Origin of the sequence: Streptomyces sp. NPDC050988 (assembly GCF_044456225.1) — a bacterium.
Lineage (GTDB): Bacteria > Actinomycetota > Actinomycetes > Streptomycetales > Streptomycetaceae > Streptomyces.
Genome location: NZ_JBITFQ010000041.1, coordinates 23,719 through 42,085, shown reverse-complemented (window position 1 = coordinate 42,085; position 18,367 = coordinate 23,719). Strand labels below are relative to the sequence as shown.

Genomic DNA, 18,367 nt, shown 5'->3' with positions numbered 1-18,367 from the left:
GGGGGACTACGGACCGAATCCGAAATTGGACTCGTTCCAGGTCTGTGACCTGAGTCACATGCAAGGGGGATCTCGGAGAAAAGCCCGAGGGAATCTTGGGAAAAACGGGGAAACGAGCAGGTCAGCCCGCCCGGTGAACCACCGCGTCGCACAGCTCCACCAGCGCCGCCTTCGCGTCGCACTCCGGGAGCGGCGCCAGCGTGGCACGGGCGTCCTCCGCATACCGCACGGTGTCGCGGCGGGCCTGGTCCAGAGCGGGGTGCACCCGCAGCCTGGCCAGCGCCTCGGCGTGCCGCGCGTCGTCGGACAGGTCCGAGGCGAGCAGCTCCGACAGCGCGATGTCCTCGGCGAGCCCCAGCCGCTCCACGCGCTCGCGCAGCCGCAGCACGGGCATCGTCGGAATGCCCTCGCGCAGGTCGGTGCCCGGCGTCTTGCCGGACTCACGCGTGTCGCTGGCGATGTCCAGCACGTCGTCGGCGAGCTGGAAGGCGACGCCGAGCCGCTCGCCGTACTGCGTCAGCACGTCGACGACCGTCTCGTCGGCGCCCGACATCATCGCGCCGAATCGTCCCGCCACAGCGATGAGCGAGCCCGTCTTGCCGCTGAGCACGTCCATGTAGTGGTCGATCGGGTCTCGCCCGTCACGCGGGCCCGCCGTCTCCAGGATCTGGCCGGTGACCAGCCGCTCGAACGCCTCCGCCTGGATGCGTACGGCCTCGGGGCCGAGGTCGGCCAGTATGTGCGAGGCCCGCGCGAAGAGGAAGTCGCCGGTGAGGACCGCGACCGAGTTGCCCCAGCGGCTGTTGGCGCTGGGCACTCCGCGGCGCACGTCCGCCTCGTCCATCACGTCGTCGTGGTACAGCGTGGCGAGGTGGGTCAGCTCGACGACCACGGCCGAGGGCACGACACCCGGCGCGTAAGGGTCGCCGAACTGCGCGGCGAGCGTCACGAGCAGCGGCCGGAAGCGCTTGCCGCCGGCGCGCACGAGGTGCTGCGCGGCCTCCGTGATGAACGGGACCTCGCTCTTGGTGGCCTCGAGCAGTCCCTCCTCGACAGCCGCCAATCCGGCCTGGACATCGGCTTCGAGAGCCTGGTCCCGCACGCTCAGCCCGAACGGCCCGACGACGGTCACGAGGGTCTCCTGTCTGCTGACGCTCTCAGCGGCGGTCTCTGGATGCTCTGAGTGTGCTGGGCCTGCTGGGTACTACAGGTGGTGCGAATGCTGTGGGTGTTTGTCGATGTGTCGCTGCTGGCACTCAAGTCAGCGTATCCGGTCGCCTTTCGATCAGAGTGAGCGCCCGCCCGTCACCTGCCACCACCCTGCCTGACACGCTCCACCTGCCCCCTTTTGCCCCCACCCTCCAGCCGGGCGGTATCCGATCACGGAAGGTATGTTCTTGATCTGCTGATACAGCCGATAGATCCGATACAGCCGACACATGCGGTACGTCCTGAAAGCGAGCAATTTTTCAGGAAGTGATGCTTCTTGTCCCGCGACACGATCGAGTCCGACCCTGATCCGGAGCCCGATCCGGAGCCCGGTGGTCCGCCCTTGGACCCCGCCGACGACCATGCCTTCTTCGGCCAGCCCAGGGGCCTGCTCACCCTCTCGGGCCTGGAGGTCTGGGAGCGGTTCTCGTTCCTGGGGATGCAGGCGATCCTCGTCCTGTACTTCGCGGACACGGTGGCCCACGGCGGCATGGGCATGTCCGCCGGAACGGCCGCGTCCGTCTCGGCCGCGTACGGGACGCTGGTCTATCTGGTCTCGGTGGCCGGCGGCTGGCTGGCCGACCGCATCCTCGGCTCGTACCGGGCGGTCCTGTGGGGCGGCGTCCTGATCGCCTGCGGCCACTACGCGATGGCGGTGCCCACCGCGGCCATGACCTGGGCGGGACTCGGCCTGATCAGCGCGGGCACGGGCCTGCTGAAGCCGAACGTCGCCACCATGGTCGGCAAGCTGTACCGCACCGACGACGACCGCCGCGACGCCGGTTTCGCCGTGTACTACATGGCGATCAACATCGGCGCCTTCGCGGGCCCGCTGATCACCGGCTGGCTCGGCGACCACCGGGGCTGGCACTGGGGCTTCTCGGCGGCCGCGGTCGGTATGACCCTCGGTCTGATCCAGTACGTCGCGGGCCGCCGTCACCTGGCCGGGCGCAGGAACGCGGCCGAATTCGCACTGCCGCCCGCGTCCATGCGCAGGACCGTCCGCCTGATCGTCCTCGGCCTGCCGGCGGTGGCCGTCCTCGCGGTCCTGTCGGCCGCCGCCGGATGGCTGACCATGGGCCGCTTCGTGGACCTGCTGACCCTGGTCTCGGTGATCGCTCCGGTGGTCTACTTCGCGGTGATGTTCAGGAGTCCCCGGGTGACGCCCGGGGAACGGGGCCGGCTGCGCCCGTACATCGTGCTGTTCCTGGCCTCCACGGTCTTCAACTTCATCCTCTTCCAGGCGTACTCGACGATGATGCTGCTGGCCGCGTCCAACGCCGAGACGACGATCCTCGGCTTCGACTTCCCCGCCAGTTGGTACGCGTCGGCACTGGGCGCCTTCGAGGTGGCGCTCGCCCCGGTCGTGGCCGCGCTGTGGGTCCGGATGGGGCACAGCCAGCCGCACGCCTCCAACAAGATCGCGTTCGGGGTGGTGCTGGGAGGCCTGTCCTTCCTCCTGATGGTCCTGCCGACCTCCGGCCACGACAACGACGACTACCTGATGTCGGCCTGGTGGATCGTCGGCTCGTACTTCCTGCTGGGGCTCGGCGACATCCTCCTGGAGACCTCCGGCATGTCGGCCACCACGAAGCTGGCCCCACGGGCCTTCGCCAGCCAGACGATGTCCCTCTGGTTCCTCTCGCTGGCCCTCGCCAACGGCATCCAGGCCCAGACAGTGAAGCTCTACGACGACGTCTCCAAGCCCGCCTACTTCGGCGTCAACGGCGCGATCGCGGTCGCCGCCGGTCTGCTCGTGATCGCCGCCGCGCCCTGGCTGCGCCGCACGATGCACCCGGTCCACTGAGACCCCACAGGCCCTGGAGGTCACCGCCATGCGCATCCGTACGTCCTTCCCCTACGAGACGACTCACCAGGACCTCCGCGTTCCCCTCCCGGACGGAACCAAGCTCTACGCGCGCGTGTGGCGCCCGCTCACCGACGAACCCGTACCGGCCCTGCTCGAATACCTGCCCTACCGCCTGACCGACTGGACGGCCCCGCGCGACTGGCAGCGCCACCCCTGGTACGCGGGACACGGCTATGCCTCCGTACGCGTGGACATCCGGGGGCACGGGAACTCCGAGGGCATGCCCGGCGACGAGTACTCGGCGACGGAGCTGGCCGACGGGGTCGAGGTCGTCAACTGGCTCGCGGCCCAGCCCTGGTGCTCGGGCAAGGTCGGCATGTTCGGCATCTCCTGGGGCGGCTTCAACTCCCTCCAGATCGCGGCCCTCGCGCCCGAGCCGCTCAAGGCGGTCGTCACGGTCTGCTCGACGGACGACCGCTATGACAACGACGTGCACTACATGGGTGGTTCCGTGCTCGCCGTCGACATGCACGCGTGGGCGGCGACCATGCTCGCGTTCGTCTCCCGCCCGCCGGATCCGGTCTACGCGGGCGAGGTCTGGCACGACCTGTGGGTCAAACGACTGGAGACCGTCGATCCGTTCCTGCACACCTGGCTTGCGCACCAGACGAGGGACGACCACTGGCGCCGCGGCAGCGTGTGCGAGGCCTACTCGGCGGTCCGGGCGGCGGTGCTCGCGGTCGGCGGCTGGCACGACCCGTACCGGGACGCGGTCCTGCGTCTGGTGGAACACCTCCCGGCGGACCGCGTACGGGGGATCGTCGGGCCGTGGTCGCACCAGTACCCCGACCGGGGGCTGCCGCCCGGCCCGGCGATCGGTTTCCTCCAGGAGACGCTGCGCTGGTGGGACCACTGGCTCAAGGGCAAGGAGACCGGAGTCATGTCCGAGCCGCTCCTGCGCTCGTACGTCAGCGACTCCCACCCGCCCGCCACGGTGTACCCGACGCTGCCGGGCCGCTGGGTGGGCGATCCGGCCTGGCCCTCTCCTCTGGTGGCCCCGGTGACGTACGCCCTTCAGGGCGAGCCCGTGGTGGTGCGGTCGCCTCAGCACACGGGGGTGGACGCGGGCCGCTTCTTCCCTTTCGGCAACGACGCGGACCTGCCTCCCGACCAGCGGGACGAGGACGCGAGATCGGCGTGCTTCGACTTCGAGGTCCCGGAGGAGATCTGGGTGCTGGGCCGCCCGCGGGTGAGGTTGAGGCTCACTACGGAGGCGGCGCGTGGACAAGTAGTGGCCCGAATCTGCGACGTGGCTCCCGACGGGTCCTCGACCCTCGTCACCCGGGGCGTCCTGAACCTGTCAGCCCGTCATGGCCGCGACCAGGTGGTTCCGTGGAAACCGGGCTCTACGGAGGATGTGGCTTTCGACCTGAACGCGATCGGGCACGCCTTCCCTCCGGGCCATCGCGTCCGTCTCGCCGTCTCCTCCGCGTACTGGCCCTGGATCTGGCCCCAGCCGGGTTCGGAGGCGGGCTTCACTCTCACGCCCTCGGGGAGCGTGCTGGAACTCCCGCTCCGCGTACAGGAGTCGGACCCGTCCATCTCCTTCGAGGAGCCGGAGCAGGCGGCGCCCATGGGGGTCAACTTCCCCGCGACACTGGACGAGCCGCGCCCCGAGCGTCTCGTCGTCCGCGATGTCGCCAAGGGCGAGTGGCGTCTGGAGGTGGACCCGCGCTACGGAGGCACCCGTGTGTATCCCGACGGCCTCGAATTCACCGAGGAGGCCCTGGACACGTACACGATCGTCGAGTCGGACCCACTGTCGGCCCGGGCCCGCTCGGACTGGTTCGTCCGGCTGCACCGGCCGGACCTGCCGTGGGACGCGAGCGTCGAGGCGCACTCCGAAACCACCTGCGACGAGGCGGACTTCATCACCTCGAACGAGGTGATCTGCAAGGACGGTGACGAGGTGGTGTTCCACCGCACCTGGGAGAAAAGGATTCCGCGGACCGCGGGGTGAACTCGTACGCTCCCCGAATGACCGAGAACGCGTGTGCGGGCCCCATGACCGCGTACGTCTATGTGGGGCCCGAAGACATAAGGGAGGCCGTCCGGCCCGGCGCGGGCGGCACCCGGATCCGGACCCGGGCCGACCTCGACGCCTTCCTGTCCGCCAGCCCCGCCGACGAACTCGACGAGCCGTTCACCTTCGTCGTCGACGCCTCCGTGACCCTGCGCCTGGCCCCACGCCGCTCCGAGCACGTGGCCTGCGCGGACGGGAAACCGGTGCGCGCCGCCGGGAAGTTGGGCTTCGCGAGGACCTCGTCCGGCCGGGCGGTCACGTACGCGAGCAACCCGTCACCTACCGCCGCTGCGCGTCCTGCGCCGAGTGGAACTCCGTACAGGACGCCCATTTCGTCTGTGCCCTCTGCGACGCCGACCTCCCGGCCGACCACCGCACCGGCCCGACGGACCTCGCGCTCCTCGCCGACGAGGAGGGCAATTCGGTCAGGATCACGGTCCTCGGCCGGCACCCGCTGATGACGGTGGAGCGAGGACCCGTCGATTCCCATTCGGCTCACGGGAGAACGGGATTGCCACAAGGTGATCGTGGAGGACGACACGATTTCCATGGCCCCGGTGTGCGTTCCCGTCGATCTTCCCCGGAACTGGATCGACAGCCACCGGCAGAAACTGCGTGACGTACTCACTCTCTGGAACCCAGAAGGCTGAACTCTCCGGCACCTCGAAGAGCAGAGAGAACGTTTCTGGACAAGTAGTCCCTTATGCCGACTGGGCGGACATCCCGACTCCGCCCGACTTGCCCGTATTAGGCACGTGGCGCACCTAATTCCCCACCTGTGCACGTGAATTGGGTCACGTCCGCTCGGGACGGCCGCTTTGCGGAGCCGGTCGATTCACCTTTGCTCAAAGCAAGTTGAACTTCACCTTCCGAATGGATCAAGAATTACCATCTGCCCCGAACAGGCAAATGGCATCTCCATGTGAATTCTGGGCTTGTTCACGGCATGTGCTCTCGCATACGTTCACGTCACTCCGGATGGACCGCCTAATCCTGCCGCCGCCCGGAGATCCCAACCACCCATTCACTCGCGTACGGCAGGAGCGGGGGACCCAGGTAGGCCGCCGGTCCGGATTCCGGAACGGCTCGGGGTGAAGCCGCGTGCACCATGCGGCCGGGCAACTCCCGCCCGAACCCGACAGCTCACCTCGCAGGCGTCGGAGAGGAAACGCGCCATGGCCGCACGAGGCAAGCACCGCCGCACCAGAATGAACACCCTCACGCGCGGCATCGTCGCCGCGGGAACCGGCGGAGCCGCGCTCGCGCTCCCCATCGTGGGCGCGACCGGCGCCCACGCCGCACAGCCGACGCAGGCCGCCCAGGTCGCACCAGCCGCGGTCCCGCAGGTCTCGCTCATCACCTACAAGGTGGTCGCGGGCGACACCCTGACCAAGATCGCCAAGAAGCACTCCACGAGCGGCGGCTGGCAGAACCTGTACAAGGCCAACCGCGCGGTCATCGGCGACGACCCGGCGGTCATCCGCCCAGGCCTCAAGCTGACGGTCGGCACGAAAAACGCCCAGAGCTCGGCAAAGACGGCCACTGCCACCAAGGCGTCCACCGCGTCCGCCGTCACCCCCGCCGCCGCGAAGACGTACACGAACGACCTCGACGGCTGGATCAGGGAGTCGCTGGACATCATGGCCCAGCAGGGCATCCCGGGGTCGTACGACGGCATCTACCGCAACATCATGCGCGAGTCGTCGGGCAACCCGCGGGCCATGAACAACTGGGACTCCAACGCGGCCGCGGGTACGCCGTCGAAGGGGCTCCTCCAGACCATCGACCCGACCTTCAACGCCTACCACGTGGCCGGCACCTCGATGGACCCCTTCGACCCGGTCGCCAACATCACGGCGGCGTGCAACTACGCCGCCGCGAGGTACGGCTCGATCGACAACGTCTTCGGGGCCTACTGAGCGGGCCGGTTTCGGGCCGGTACCGGGGCGGTATCGGGCCGACCGGTGCCGGGCGTGCCCGTGGCCAGGGAAACGGTGCCGGGTGTGCCCGCGGCGAGGGAGACCGACCTCTCCGCGGGCACGCCCGGCTTTCTCCTGACGCAGACCCCTGACGCAGAACTAGGACCGCGAGCCGAAGAGCCGTTCCAGTACCACCGCGATGCCGTCCTCCTCGTTCGAGAGGGTCACCTCGTCGGCCACCGCCTGGAGTTCGGGGTGGGCGTTGGCCATCGCGACGCCGTGGGCCGCCCAGTCGAACATCGGAATGTCGTTGGGCATGTCACCGAAAGCGATCGTGGTGGCGGGAGTGAGGCCGAGGTGTTCGGCCGCCAGGGCGAGACCCGTCGCCTTGGTCACTCCACATGGCTGGAGTTCGACTGTGCCGGGGCCGGACATCGTGACCGTGGCGAGGGAACCGACCGCTCCGCGGGCCGCGGACGCCAACTCGTCGTCGGACAGCAGGGGATGGCGCAACAGCACCTTGCTGATGGGTTCCGTCCAGAGGTCGTCGCGGCGCAGGACCCGTACCGCGGGGAGCGTCGGGTGCGGCATCTCGTACCCCGGCTCGATGAGCGTGAGGCCGTCGACCCCGTCCTGGTCGACCGCGGCGTACAGGTCCCCGACCTCTGCCTCGATCTTGCCGAGCGCCGTCTCGGCCAGCTCACGGTCGAGGGTGACCGACCACACCATGCGCTCGGCGCCTGCGTCGTACAACTGCGCCCCCTGACCGCACACCGCCAGTCCCCGGCTGCCCAGTTCGTCCAGCAGGGGGCGTACGCGAGGTGCCGGGCGCCCCGTCACCACGAGGTGCCTGGCACCTCTCCCGATTGCCATCGCCAGCGCGGCGCGTGACCTGTCCGAAAGGGTGTCGTCGCCTCGCAACAACGTCCCGTCCAGGTCAGTGGCGATGAGTGAATATGCGATCGGTGCGGCCATGATCAGAGAATACGGATCGAACGCCCCAACGACTCGACGGGAACCGGACGTCGTCCGGTATCTCGTCAGGCACAGAGGTCGTCACAGGCACCATCCGTCGGCCGATCGGAGGCAAATCGCAGGCGAAGGCGAACAGTTGGCCATGCCCTGCCCGCTCCCCCGCCCCCGGTCAACCGGCCCGTCGCCCGCCGCCGGGTCCCATCTCCCGGTGCCCCGCCCCGTCCCACGGACGCGGCACCCGCGCGCCCTTCGTGCCGCTCGGCGGCGTCGGCGACGGGTCGATGCGTGCGCGCACGAAGCGGAGGTTCCGTTCAGCCGCGCGCCCCCACCAGATGCCGGACCAACCGCGGTGAGGCGAACTCCGTCCCGCACACGAACCGCATCACGGGACCGTACGAAGCCGCCGCCGGCAGCCCCGTGAAGTACAGCCCGGGTACGGAGGACCTGAACCCGGCGCCCAGCTTCGGTGTCCCCCGGCTCACCGCCAGCTCCGTACGGAGTTCGTGCCCGAGGAAGTCCATCGCGGCGAGGTCGACGCGGTATCCGGTCGCGGCGACGACGTGGTCCGCGGAGAGTTCCTCGACGCGTCCGGCGAGGGTCTGGACGGCGAGGGCCGGGTGGCCGCCCGCCGATCCGGAGCGGACGATCCGCGACACCTCGCTCACCCGTACCTTCCCCTCGAACCGCTCCCGCAGCCACCAGGCACCGAGAGGGCCGAGCACCCTGCGGACCAGGAAGTGCCGGGCCTGCGGCGGCAGATGGCGGTACGGGTGGGGGTAGTAGCTGAGGGCCCACAGCGACCAGGCCCGGCCGAAGGGCGACTCGGGTCGCAGCCGCGGCTGCGACCACGGGGGCGCGCCGAAGGCGACCGATCCCTTGCCGCGCGCCACCACGCGCACCTGCGCGCCCGCCTCCGCCGCGAGCGCCGCCGTCTCCAGGGCGGACTGGCCCGCGCCCACGACGATCAGCTCCTTGCCGGAGAACCGGGACAGGTCGTGGAGCTGCGAGCTGTGCGAGACGGGCCCCGTGGGGGTCGGTCCGTCGGGCGCGGCCGCGGCCAGCTCGGGCGGCAGATGCGCCAGCCCCGACAGCCCGGTCGCGACGACGACCGCCCGCGCGGTGAACAACTCCCCGGAGTCCAGCTTGAGTTCGAAGCCGCCCGAGCCGCGCCGACCGCCCCCCGGGCCACCCCGATGAGCGCCCCGCCCGGCATCCCCCTGGTCGCCCCGCCGGTCGACCGAGACGACCCGCACCCGCTCCAGGTCCGGCACGAGCTTCTGCCGGAACCACTCCCCGTAGGCGACGAACGTCTCGACCGGGACGATGTCCTCGTCCGTGACGAGTCGGCGGATGCCGGCCGCGTCGCAGTAGTCGACGAGGTTGTGCCCGGGCTGCGGGGCGTCGATGTTCGAGGCGGCCGGGGTCGACTTCAGCAGCATCCCCTCAGGCATGTGCGCACGCCAGCTCACCATGGGCTCACCGAACACCCGTACCGGAATGCCGCGCGCTCGCAGATGCGCGGCGGTGGACAGGCCGAAGGGCCCGGCACCGATCACTGCCACCGGCTCCATCACGAAGTCCCCTCCCCAGGACGCTGCTTCGTCACTTCGTGGTCAACACCAACGTGCGTGTGCTGTGTACTGCCGTGCGTGTGCTGTGTACTGCTGGCTCGTGGCCGAAGAGGCCCTCACCCCGTGCTCGGACGGGTGCTCCGGCGGCTGGTCCGCCACAGCTGGTACATGTGCTTCACTCCGGGCCGCACGAAGCGCGCGAGCATGGTGAAGAAGGGCCGCAGGTCGTCCGCCGCCAGCCAGGCCAGCTCCGTGCCGCTCGCGTGGGCCGGGGCGTGCGGTGTCGTGTAGCCGCTGCGGCGGTACGCGAGCAGGGCGGGCAGGTCGATGTTCTCCACGATGTACCGCCGGCCCGCGAGCTGTTCCCCCTCCGGAACCGTGCGGCCGGTCAGGTCCAGATGCATGGCACGGACGACGTCGATCCCCGACTCGTTCTCGAAGAGCCGGAACTGTGCGCCCATCCGCGGGTTGAAGTCGAGCAGTTTGTACTGGCCGTCGCGCCGGTCGAAGCGCAGGTCGAGGTCGATGACGCCGCTGAAGCCGATCTGTTTGATGAAACGCGCGGCGATGTCCGCGAGTTCCGGATTGTCGACCACGTACGCGTTCGCCGTCATCCCCGCGTGCGGCGGCCAGGAGCGGACCTTGACGCCGGTGAACATCGCGAGCGGCGTCGAGTCCGCGTCGAAGTACGCGTGCACGATCCAGTCCTCGGCGTCCTCCCTGGGCAGATACTCCTGGAGGATCACCCCGGGGTGCTCGCCCCAGTCGCGCGCGAGCGCGAGCAGCCCCTCGCGGGTCTCGATACGGGTCGTCCCGCTCACGGCGGGTCGTGCGCGGCGCACGAAGGCCTCGCGGTTCTTGACCACGAGCGGGAAGACCGCCTTCGCGGCGAAGTCCTCGATCTCCTCGTACGACTCCGGGCAGGCGGACTCCGGGCTGGGTATGCCGTGCTCCAGGCAGAGTTCGCGCAGGCCCTGCTTGCTGGCGAGGCGGCGCGGAAGGCCGGCCTCCACTCTGGGAAACAGGAAGCGGTCCGCGAGCTCCGCCTGGTGCTCGGCGATCAGCACCGCGGCCTCCTCGTCGGTCGGGATCAGCACGGTGGGCCGGCCGATCCGGCGCCCCACGCGCAGCAGCCCCTCGACGAGCCGCTCCGGCCGCTCCGTCCCCGTGGTCGGCCAGACGAACGCCTGCCGCAGATGCCGCGAGGCCGCGGCGGGCGTGTACCGGTCCTCCGTGATCGCGTACATCGGTACGCCCAGGCGCCCGAGACTGCGGATCGCGCCCACTCCGCCGTGGTGCAGCGGGTAGTCGCCGAACTTCACGATCAGGCCCGGCACATCCCGGTCCAGGTCGAAAGGCACGTCGAAAGGCATGCCTGCGGAGCTTCTGGCCACGGGTCCCCCCACGTGTCCCCCTACGGACGCGGACCCAACTCGCCCGTGTCCCCCGCATGGACGCTAAGCCGGAATCGACCACTCCGCCCCGGGCCCCAATCGGACATTGCGAACTCTTGCGAACCCCTTAGAACGGACATTGCGAACCCTTTAGACACTGCCCAAGAAGGGCAACTCCCCCGTAACGTGTGCCCCACCCACACGGAAAGCGAGGCAGCACCCCATGCCCCCCTTCGATGTCACCGAGGGCGATCCCTTCGGCCCGCACAATCTTCCGTACGGCGTGTTCTCCCTCGACGGCTCCAACAGCGGGCCCGTCAGCGGCTCCGACAGCGGCTCCGGCCGGCGGAGCGTGGGCGTCCGGCTGGGCGACCACGTGCTGGACGCGGGGGCCGCGGCCGTGGAACTCGGCTCCCCGTACGCCGCCCTGCTCGCCCGCCCCTCCCTGAACCCACTGCTCGCGGCCGGCCGCACGGCCTGGTCGGACGTGCGGCGCGCGATCACGGCGTGGGTGACGGTGCCGGCCCACCGCGAGACGATCGCGCCCCTGCTGCACCCGCTCTCCGAGGTGACGCTCCACCTCCCCTTCGAGGTCGCCGACTACGTCGACTTCTACGCCTCCGAGAACCACGCCCGTAACGTCGGCCAGATCTTCCGCCCCGACGCCGAGGACTCCCTCACCCCCAACTGGAAGCATCTGCCGATCGGTTACCACGGCAGGTCGGGCACCGTCGTGGTCTCCGGGACCGAGGTCGTACGTCCCTCGGGCCAGCGCAAGGCCCCGGCCGATCCGGCGCCGGTCTTCGGGCCGTCCGTCCGGCTGGACATCGAGGCGGAGGTCGGCTTCGTGGTCGGCACGCCCTCCGCGATGGGCACGGCCGTCCCGCTGAGCGACTTCCGCGACCACGTCTTCGGGCTCTGCCTCCTCAACGACTGGTCCGCCCGCGACCTCCAGGCCTGGGAGTACGTCCCCCTCGGCCCGTTCCTCGGCAAGTCCTTCGCCACCTCGGTGTCGGCCTGGATCACACCGCTCGACGCCCTGGACGACGCCCGGGTCGCGCCCCCGACACGTACGCATCCGCTGCTGCCGTATCTGGACGACTCCGACGACGCCTCGGAGGACCCCGGCGGCTATGACCTGCGCATCTCCGTCGCCATCAACGGCCACGTCGTCTCCGAGCCGCCCTTCTCGACGATGTACTGGACGGCCGCCCAGCAGCTGGCCCACATGACGGTGAACGGCGCGTCGCTGCGCACGGGCGACCTGTACGGGTCGGGCACCGTGAGCGGGGCCTCGGACGACCAGCGGGGCTCGCTGCTGGAGCTGACCTGGAACGGGCGGGACACCCTCGACCTCCCCGACGGCAAGCGCACCTTCCTGGAGGACGGAGACACGGTGACGCTGACCGCGTGGGCTCCCGGGGCGCATGGCACGCGGGTGGGCCTCGGCGAGGTGAGCGGGCGGGTGGCGGCGGGCGCGTAGCGGATGCGCCCGCGGGCGCGTCCGGCTGCGGGCGCGTTCGGCTGCGGGCGCGTTCGGCTGCGGGCCTGCCTGCCCTGCCTGGCCGGGGCGGCCTTTGTGGTGGGGCGCGTCGGTGTTGGTGTTCGCTGACGCGGGGTTGTTCGGATCTGCGGGGCGGTGGGGGCTGGTCGCGCAGTTCCCCGCGCCCCTTAAGGGGCGCCTGCTTAAGGGGCGCCTGCCGAGGCGGCTCCCTCGGGCAGGTGCCCCCGTTCTGGCACTCGTCCCACGTACGCGGCCAACTGCAGCCAGCGAGCACGACGAACTCTCGGAACACGGGACAGGCTAGGACAGCGGGACAGGCTGAAGAGCTGGGGCGCAGCCCCGCTCTTCAGGGGCGCGGGGAACTGCGCGACCAGCCCCCACCGCCCCGCACCCGGAGCCGGACCTATGTCCAGTCCTCCGGCTCAGGCTCCGCTTCCATCTCGGGCCAGTACAACCCGGGGTCGCCGTCGCTCCGGGGCGCCGGGACCGACCTCTCGCCGCTCCCCGAATCCCCCGCTCGCCCAGCGCCAGGGCCCGAGCCGGAGCCCGGGCCGGAACCGGAACCGGAGTCGGAGCCCGAGTCGGAGCCCGAGGGCCGCTCCAAGGAAGCGAGCACCCCGATCACACCCTCCCCGTAAGTCACCAGCTTCTTCTCGCCGATCCCGCTGATCCCGCCCAGCTCCGCGACGGAGCCGGGCCACACCGTGGCGATCTCCCGCAGCGTGGCGTCGTGGAAGATGACGTACGCCGGAACGCCCTGTTCCTTGGCCTGGCCGGCCCGCCAGGCACGCAGGGCCTCGAAGGCGGGAAGCAGCTCCGGAGCAAGCTCGGCCGCCGCGGCCGCCGCCTTGGCCTTGCGCTCGCTCCGACCGGAACCGGACGAGGAGGACGAGGAACGGGAAGTCACCGGCTTCGGCGGCTCCTTGCGCAGCGGCACCTCCCGCTCGCGCCGCAGCACGGTCCCGCTCGCCTCGGTCAGCACCAGCGTGCCGTACTCACCCTCGACCGCGAGGAGCCCCTGGGCCAGCAACTGCCGGACGACACCGCGCCATTCGCCCTCGGCCAGTTCCTCGCCGATGCCGAACACGGAGAGCTGGTCGTGGTCGAACTGGATGACCTTGGCGCTCCTGCGTCCGAGCAGGATGTCGACGATCTGGATCGCCCCGAACTTCTGCCCCCGCTCACGCTGCAGCCGCACCACCGTGGACAGCACCTTCTGGGCCGCGACCGTGCCGTCCCAGGTCTCGGGCGGGAGCAGGCACGTGTCGCAGTTCCCGCAGGCCGGGGCCTCCGGGTCCTGGCCGAAGTAGGCGAGCAGCTGACCGCGTCGGCACTGGGCCGTCTCGCACAGCGCGAGCATCGCGTCGAGATGCGCGGCCGCCCGGCGCCGGAACGCCTCGTCGCCCTCGCTCGACTGGATCATCTTGCGCTGTTGTATGACGTCGTTCAGGCCGTAGGCCATCCATGCCGTGGACGGCAGTCCGTCTCGGCCGGCGCGGCCGGTCTCCTGGTAGTAGCCCTCGACCGACTTCGGCAGGTCGAGGTGGGCGACGAACCGGACGTCCGGCTTGTCGATGCCCATCCCGAAGGCGATGGTCGCGCACACCACCAGGCCGTCCTCGCGCAGGAACCGCGACTGGTGGGCGGCGCGCGTGCCGGAGTCCAGACCCGCGTGGTACGGCACCGCCGCGATGCCGTTGCGGGCGAGGAACTCGGCCGTCTTCTCGACCGAGTTGCGCGACAGGCAGTACACAATGCCCGCGTCGCCCGCGTGCTCCTCCTTCAGGAAGGACAGGAGCTGCTTCTTCGGGTCGGCCTTCGGCACGATCCGGTACTGGATGTTGGGCCTGTCGAAGCTCGCCACGAAGTGACGGGCGTCCGGCATGCCCAGGCGCTGGGTGATCTCCTGGTGCGTGGCGTGCGTGGCCGTCGCGGTCAGCGCGATCCGCGGTACGTCCGGCCAGCGCTCGCCCAGCAGCGAGAGCGACAGATAGTCGGGGCGGAAGTCGTGGCCCCACGAAGACACGCAGTGCGCCTCGTCGATCGCGAAGACGGAGATCTTTCCGCGCTTGAGGAGGTCGAGCGTGGACTCCAGGCGCAGCCGCTCCGGCGCGAGGTAGACCAGGTCGAGCTCGCCCGCGAGGAACTCGGCCTCTACGGTGCGCCGCTCGTCGAAGTCCTGCGTGGAGTTCATGAACCCGGCGCGCACGCCGAGCGCCCGCAGAGCGTCCACCTGGTCCTGCATCAGCGCGATGAGGGGTGAGACCACCACGCCCGTACCCGGTCTGACCAGGGCCGGGATCTGGTAGCAGAGCGACTTTCCGCCGCCGGTGGGCATGAGGACGACCGCGTCCCCGCCGCTCACCACATGCTCGATGACGGCTTCCTGCTCGCCTCGGAAGGCCTCGTAACCGAAGACCCGGTGGAGCGTGCCGAGCGCTTCGCTCTCCGCCACCTCTGTCATCACACCCGTCCCGCCCATCGTCCCGTCCCCCGTACGTCGTGCCTCGACCACTGCCCCCACGATAGGGGTCCGCACCGACAGCCTCAGAGTTATCCACAGGCTGCGACGGAGTATCTGCGCACCGCACCCGCCGACGCGCCGCGAAACTCCTCCATCTCGCCCCGAAAAACGCTTCGGGCCCCGGCTCCCAAAGGAACCGGGGCCCGAAGAACACCAGGTCAGCGAACGAAGACGCCCGCCTGACCGGCCAGATCAAGGAAGTACTGCGGCGCCACACCCAGTACCAGCGTGACCGCCACGCCCACCCCGATCGCCGTCATCGTGAGCGGCGACGGCACGGCGACCGTCGGCCCCTCCGGACGGGGCTCGCTGAAGAACATCAGCACGATCACGCGGATGTAGAAGAAGGCCGCGATGGCCGACGAGATCACACCGACCACGACCAGCGCGCCCGCGCCGCCCTCGGCCGCCGCCTTGAACACGGCGAACTTCCCGGCGAAGCCGGAGGTCAGCGGGATGCCCGCGAAGGCCAGCAGGAAGACCGCGAACACGGCGGCCACCAGGGGTGACCTGCGTCCGAGGCCGGCCCACTTGGACAGGTGCGTGGCCTCGCCGCCCGCGTCCCGTACGAGGGTGACCACCGCGAACGCGCCGATCGTCACGAACGAGTACGCGCCCAGGTAGAAGAGCACCGACGAGACACCGTCCGGCGTGGTCGCGATGACACCCGCGAGGATGAATCCCGCGTGCGCGATCGACGAGTACGCGAGGAGCCGCTTGATGTCGGTCTGGGTGATCGCGACGATCGCACCGCCCAGCATGGTGACGACCGCGACGCCCATCATCACCGGCCGCCAGTCCCAGCGCAGGCCCGGCAGCACGACGTACAGCAGCCGCAGCAGCGCGCCGAAGGCGGCCACCTTGGTCGCGGCGGCCATGAAGCCGGTGACCGGGGTCGGCGCGCCCTGGTAGACGTCCGGGGTCCACATGTGGAACGGCACGGCGCCGACCTTGAAGAGCAGGCCCATAACGACCATCGCGGCGCCGATGAGCAGCAGCGCGTCGTTGCCCATGGTGCCGGCGAGTGCCGGGTTCACCGTCCCGATGGTGCCGTCGACGACCTGCGCGATCGTCGCGTACGACACCGAACCGGCGTAGCCGTACAGCAGGGCGATGCCGAAGAGGGTGAACGCGGAGGCGAAGGCGCCGAGCAGGAAGTACTTGACCGCGGCCTCCTGCGACATGATCCGCTTGCGGCGGGCCACGGCGCAGAGGAGGTAGAGCGGCAGCGAGAAGACTTCCAGGGCGATGAACAGCGTCAGCAGGTCGTTCGCCGACGGGAAGACGAGCATGCCGCCGATCGCGAAGAGCAGCAGCGGGAACACCTCGGTCGTGGTGAACCCGGCCTTGACCGCGGCCTGCTCGCTGTCGCTGCCCGGCACGGACGCGGCCTGCGCGGCGAACGAGTCGACGCGGTTTCCGTGCGCCACCGGGTCGAGTCGCCGCTCGGCGAACGTGAACACGCCGAGCACACCGGCCAGCAGGATCGTGCCCTGCAGGAACAGCGCGGGCCCGTCGACCGCGATGGCGCCCATCGCGGCGATACCGGCCTTGGTGGTGCCGTATCCGCCGGCCGCGAGTCCCACGACCGCGGCGAAGGCTGCGGCGAGGGCGACGACGGACACGAACAACTGGACGTAGTAGCGGGACTTCCGGGGCACGAAGGCCTCGACCAGGATCCCGATGATCGCCGCACCGATGACGATCAGGGTGGGCGACAATTGCCCGTACTCGATCTTCGGCGCGTCGATCTTGGTGATCGGATCCGCCGCCGTTGTCCACAGGCTGTGGACGGCTGTTGCGCTCACGGTGCGGCCTCCACCTCGGGCTGGGGGTCCTTCTTCTGTACGTCGGACATGGTCTGCTTGACCGCCGGGTTGACGATGTCGGTGATCGGCTTCGGGTAGACGCCGAGGAAGATCAACAGAGCGATCAGCGGGGCGACCACCACGAGCTCCCGCACCCGGAGGTCAGGCATCGCGGAGACCTCGGGCTTCACCGGGCCGGTCATCGTCCGCTGGTAGAGCACGAGCGTGTAGAGCGCGGCGAGGACGATGCCGAACGTGGCGATGATCCCGATGGCCGGGTAGCGCGTGAACGTGCCGACCAGGACCAGGAACTCACTCACGAACGGCGCGAGCCCCGGCAGGGACAGCGTCGCGAGGCTGCCGATCAGGAAGGTGCCGGCGAGCACCGGGGCGACTTTCTGCACCCCTCCGTAGTCGGCGATCAGGCGCGAGCCGCGCCGCGAGATCAGGAAGCCCGCCACCAGCATCAGCGCGGCGGTCGAGATCCCGTGGTTGATCATGTAGAGCGTCGCGCCCGACTGGCCCTGGCTCGTCATGGCGAAGATGCCCATGATGATGAACCCGAAGTGGGAGATCGACGCGTACGCCACCAGCCGCTTGATGTCCCGCTGGCCGACCGCGAGCAGCGCCCCGTAGATGATGCTGATCAGGGCGAGTACGAGGATGACCGGCGTCGCCCACTTCGAGGCCTCCGGGAAGAGCTGGAGGCAGAAGCGGAGCATCGCGAAGGTGCCGACCTTGTCGACGACCGCCGTGATGAGGACGGCGACCGGGGCGGTGGCCTCACCCATGGCGTTGGGCAGCCAGGTGTGCAGCGGCCACAGGGGCGCCTTCACCGCGAAAGCGAAGAAGAAGCCCAGGAAGAGCCATCGTTCGGTGTTGGTCGCCATGTCCAGCGTGCCGTTGGCCCGGGCTTCGGCGATCTCCTGGAGCGAGAAGTTTCCGGCCACTACGTAGAGACCGATCACGGCGGCCAGCATGATCAGGCCGCCGACCAGGTTGTAGAGGAGGAACTTCACGGCCGCGTACGAGCGCTGGGCCGCCGCGTGCTCGTCCGAGCCCGCGTGGGCACGGTCTCCGAAGCCGCCGATGAGGAAGTACATCGGGATGAGCATGGCTTCGAAGAAGATGTAGAAGAGGAAGACGTCGGTGGCCTCGAAGGAGATGATCACCATCGCCTCGACGCCGAGGATCAGGGCGAAGAAGCCCTGGGTCGGGCGCCACCGGCTGCTGTTGGTCTCCAGGGGGTCGGCGTCGTGCCAGCCCGCGAGGATCACGAACGGGATCAGCAGCGCGGTCAGCGCGACCAGCGCCACCCCGATGCCGTCCACGCCCAGTTCGTACCGCACCCCGAAGTCCGCGATCCAGGCGTGCGATTCGGTGAGCTGGTAGCGGTCGCCGTCCGGGTCGAAGCGGATCAGGACGACCAGGGCGAGTACCAGGGTGGCGAGCGAGACGATCAGCGCCAGCCACTTGGCGGCGGTGCGGCGCGCGGCCGGCACTGCGGCCGTGGCGATGGCCCCGATCGCCGGGAGCACCGCCGTCGCTGTCAGCAGAGGAAAGGACATCG

At 69.9% G+C, this 18,367-nt stretch carries 13 protein-coding genes and 1 riboswitch; of the genes, 5 read left to right on the top strand and 8 right to left on the bottom strand.

The annotated features are described in order from the left end of the window. Nucleotides 1-121: 121 nt before the first annotated feature. A complete protein-coding gene (locus ACIBEI_RS45090; protein ID WP_190231051.1) occupies nucleotides 122-1,132 on the bottom strand; it encodes a polyprenyl synthetase family protein in 1,011 nt (336 codons plus the stop codon). A gap of 354 nt (nucleotides 1,133-1,486) precedes the next feature. On the opposite strand from ACIBEI_RS45090, the gene ACIBEI_RS45085 reads away from it, so the two are divergent. Next, a complete protein-coding gene (locus tag ACIBEI_RS45085; RefSeq protein ID WP_398896916.1) occupies nucleotides 1,487-3,016 on the top strand; it encodes a peptide MFS transporter in 1,530 nt (509 codons plus the stop codon). A gap of 28 nt (nucleotides 3,017-3,044) precedes the next feature. Then, nucleotides 3,045-5,039 carry a CocE/NonD family hydrolase gene (locus ACIBEI_RS45080; RefSeq protein WP_398896915.1) on the top strand — a complete coding sequence of 665 codons (1,995 nt, stop codon included), beginning with the start codon at nucleotides 3,045-3,047 and terminating at the stop codon, nucleotides 5,037-5,039. 58 nt (nucleotides 5,040-5,097) lie between these two features. On the opposite strand, the gene ACIBEI_RS45075 is transcribed toward ACIBEI_RS45080, so the two are convergent. After that, a complete protein-coding gene (locus ACIBEI_RS45075; protein WP_398896914.1) occupies nucleotides 5,098-5,601 on the bottom strand; it encodes a hypothetical protein in 504 nt (167 codons plus the stop codon). A 22-nt stretch (nucleotides 5,602-5,623) separates the two neighbouring features. Between ACIBEI_RS45075 and ACIBEI_RS45070 the strand changes: the two genes are divergently transcribed. Together ACIBEI_RS45070 and ACIBEI_RS45065 are read left to right on the top strand one after the other, a co-directional pair. Next, complete coding sequence (locus tag ACIBEI_RS45070; protein ID WP_398896913.1) at nucleotides 5,624-5,752, top strand: DUF5959 family protein; 129 nt, start codon at nucleotides 5,624-5,626, stop codon at nucleotides 5,750-5,752. Nucleotides 5,753-6,109: 357 nt separating this feature from the next. Next, nucleotides 6,110-6,274: riboswitch (cyclic di-AMP (ydaO/yuaA leader) on the top strand. A 3-nt stretch (nucleotides 6,275-6,277) separates the two neighbouring features. Beyond that, nucleotides 6,278-7,021, top strand: coding sequence for a transglycosylase SLT domain-containing protein (locus ACIBEI_RS45065; protein WP_398896912.1), 744 nt, complete (start codon nucleotides 6,278-6,280; stop codon nucleotides 7,019-7,021). A 159-nt stretch (nucleotides 7,022-7,180) separates the two neighbouring features. Here the strand turns inward: ACIBEI_RS45065 and ACIBEI_RS45060 are convergent, their stop codons facing one another. From ACIBEI_RS45060 to ACIBEI_RS45050, 3 genes are all read right to left on the bottom strand, one after another. Beyond that, nucleotides 7,181-7,996 (bottom strand): HAD family hydrolase, encoded by an 816-nt coding sequence (locus ACIBEI_RS45060; protein WP_398896910.1) that lies wholly within the window; start codon nucleotides 7,994-7,996, stop codon nucleotides 7,181-7,183. 311 nt (nucleotides 7,997-8,307) lie between these two features. Next, nucleotides 8,308-9,570 carry an FAD-dependent oxidoreductase gene (locus tag ACIBEI_RS45055; protein WP_398896909.1) on the bottom strand — a complete coding sequence of 421 codons (1,263 nt, stop codon included), beginning with the start codon at nucleotides 9,568-9,570 and terminating at the stop codon, nucleotides 8,308-8,310. A 113-nt stretch (nucleotides 9,571-9,683) separates the two neighbouring features. Then, nucleotides 9,684-10,940 (bottom strand): ATP-grasp domain-containing protein, encoded by a 1,257-nt coding sequence (locus tag ACIBEI_RS45050; protein WP_398896907.1) that lies wholly within the window; start codon nucleotides 10,938-10,940, stop codon nucleotides 9,684-9,686. A 244-nt stretch (nucleotides 10,941-11,184) separates the two neighbouring features. Here ACIBEI_RS45050 and fahA point away from each other — a divergent pair, with 244 nt between their 5' ends. Next, nucleotides 11,185-12,444 (top strand): fumarylacetoacetase, encoded by a 1,260-nt coding sequence (gene fahA, locus ACIBEI_RS45045; RefSeq protein WP_398896906.1) that lies wholly within the window; start codon nucleotides 11,185-11,187, stop codon nucleotides 12,442-12,444. A gap of 424 nt (nucleotides 12,445-12,868) precedes the next feature. On the opposite strand, the gene recQ is transcribed toward fahA, so the two are convergent. From recQ to ACIBEI_RS45030, 3 genes are all read right to left on the bottom strand, one after another. Next, nucleotides 12,869-14,947, bottom strand: a complete 2,079-nt coding sequence (recQ, locus tag ACIBEI_RS45040; RefSeq protein ID WP_398896987.1) for a DNA helicase RecQ — start codon at nucleotides 14,945-14,947, stop codon at nucleotides 12,869-12,871. Nucleotides 14,948-15,147: 200 nt separating this feature from the next. Continuing rightward, on the bottom strand, nucleotides 15,148-16,797 hold the full coding sequence (nuoN, locus tag ACIBEI_RS45035) for an NADH-quinone oxidoreductase subunit NuoN (RefSeq protein ID WP_398896905.1): 1,650 nt from the start codon (nucleotides 16,795-16,797) through the stop codon (nucleotides 15,148-15,150). Continuing rightward, a complete protein-coding gene (locus tag ACIBEI_RS45030) occupies nucleotides 16,794-18,365 on the bottom strand; it encodes an NADH-quinone oxidoreductase subunit M (protein WP_398896903.1) in 1,572 nt (523 codons plus the stop codon). The genes nuoN and ACIBEI_RS45030 overlap by 4 nt, the downstream gene beginning before the upstream one ends. Between the last annotated feature and the right edge of the window lie 2 nt (nucleotides 18,366-18,367).

Coding starts and splice junctions, on each gene's coding strand:
- ACIBEI_RS45080 (WP_398896915.1), top strand. CDS start 3,045: ATGCGCATCCGTACGTCCTTCCCCTACGAGACGACTCACCAGGACCTC.
- ACIBEI_RS45065 (WP_398896912.1), top strand. CDS start 6,278: ATGGCCGCACGAGGCAAGCACCGCCGCACCAGAATGAACACCCTCACG.
- ACIBEI_RS45060 (WP_398896910.1), bottom strand. CDS start 7,996: ATGGCCGCACCGATCGCATATTCACTCATCGCCACTGACCTGGACGGG.
- ACIBEI_RS45050 (WP_398896907.1), bottom strand. CDS start 10,940: ATGCCTTTCGACGTGCCTTTCGACCTGGACCGGGATGTGCCGGGCCTG.
- fahA (WP_398896906.1), top strand. CDS start 11,185: ATGCCCCCCTTCGATGTCACCGAGGGCGATCCCTTCGGCCCGCACAAT.
- recQ (WP_398896987.1), bottom strand. CDS start 14,947: ATGGGCGGGACGGGTGTGATGACAGAGGTGGCGGAGAGCGAAGCGCTC.
- ACIBEI_RS45030 (WP_398896903.1), bottom strand. CDS start 18,365: ATGTCCTTTCCTCTGCTGACAGCGACGGCGGTGCTCCCGGCGATCGGG.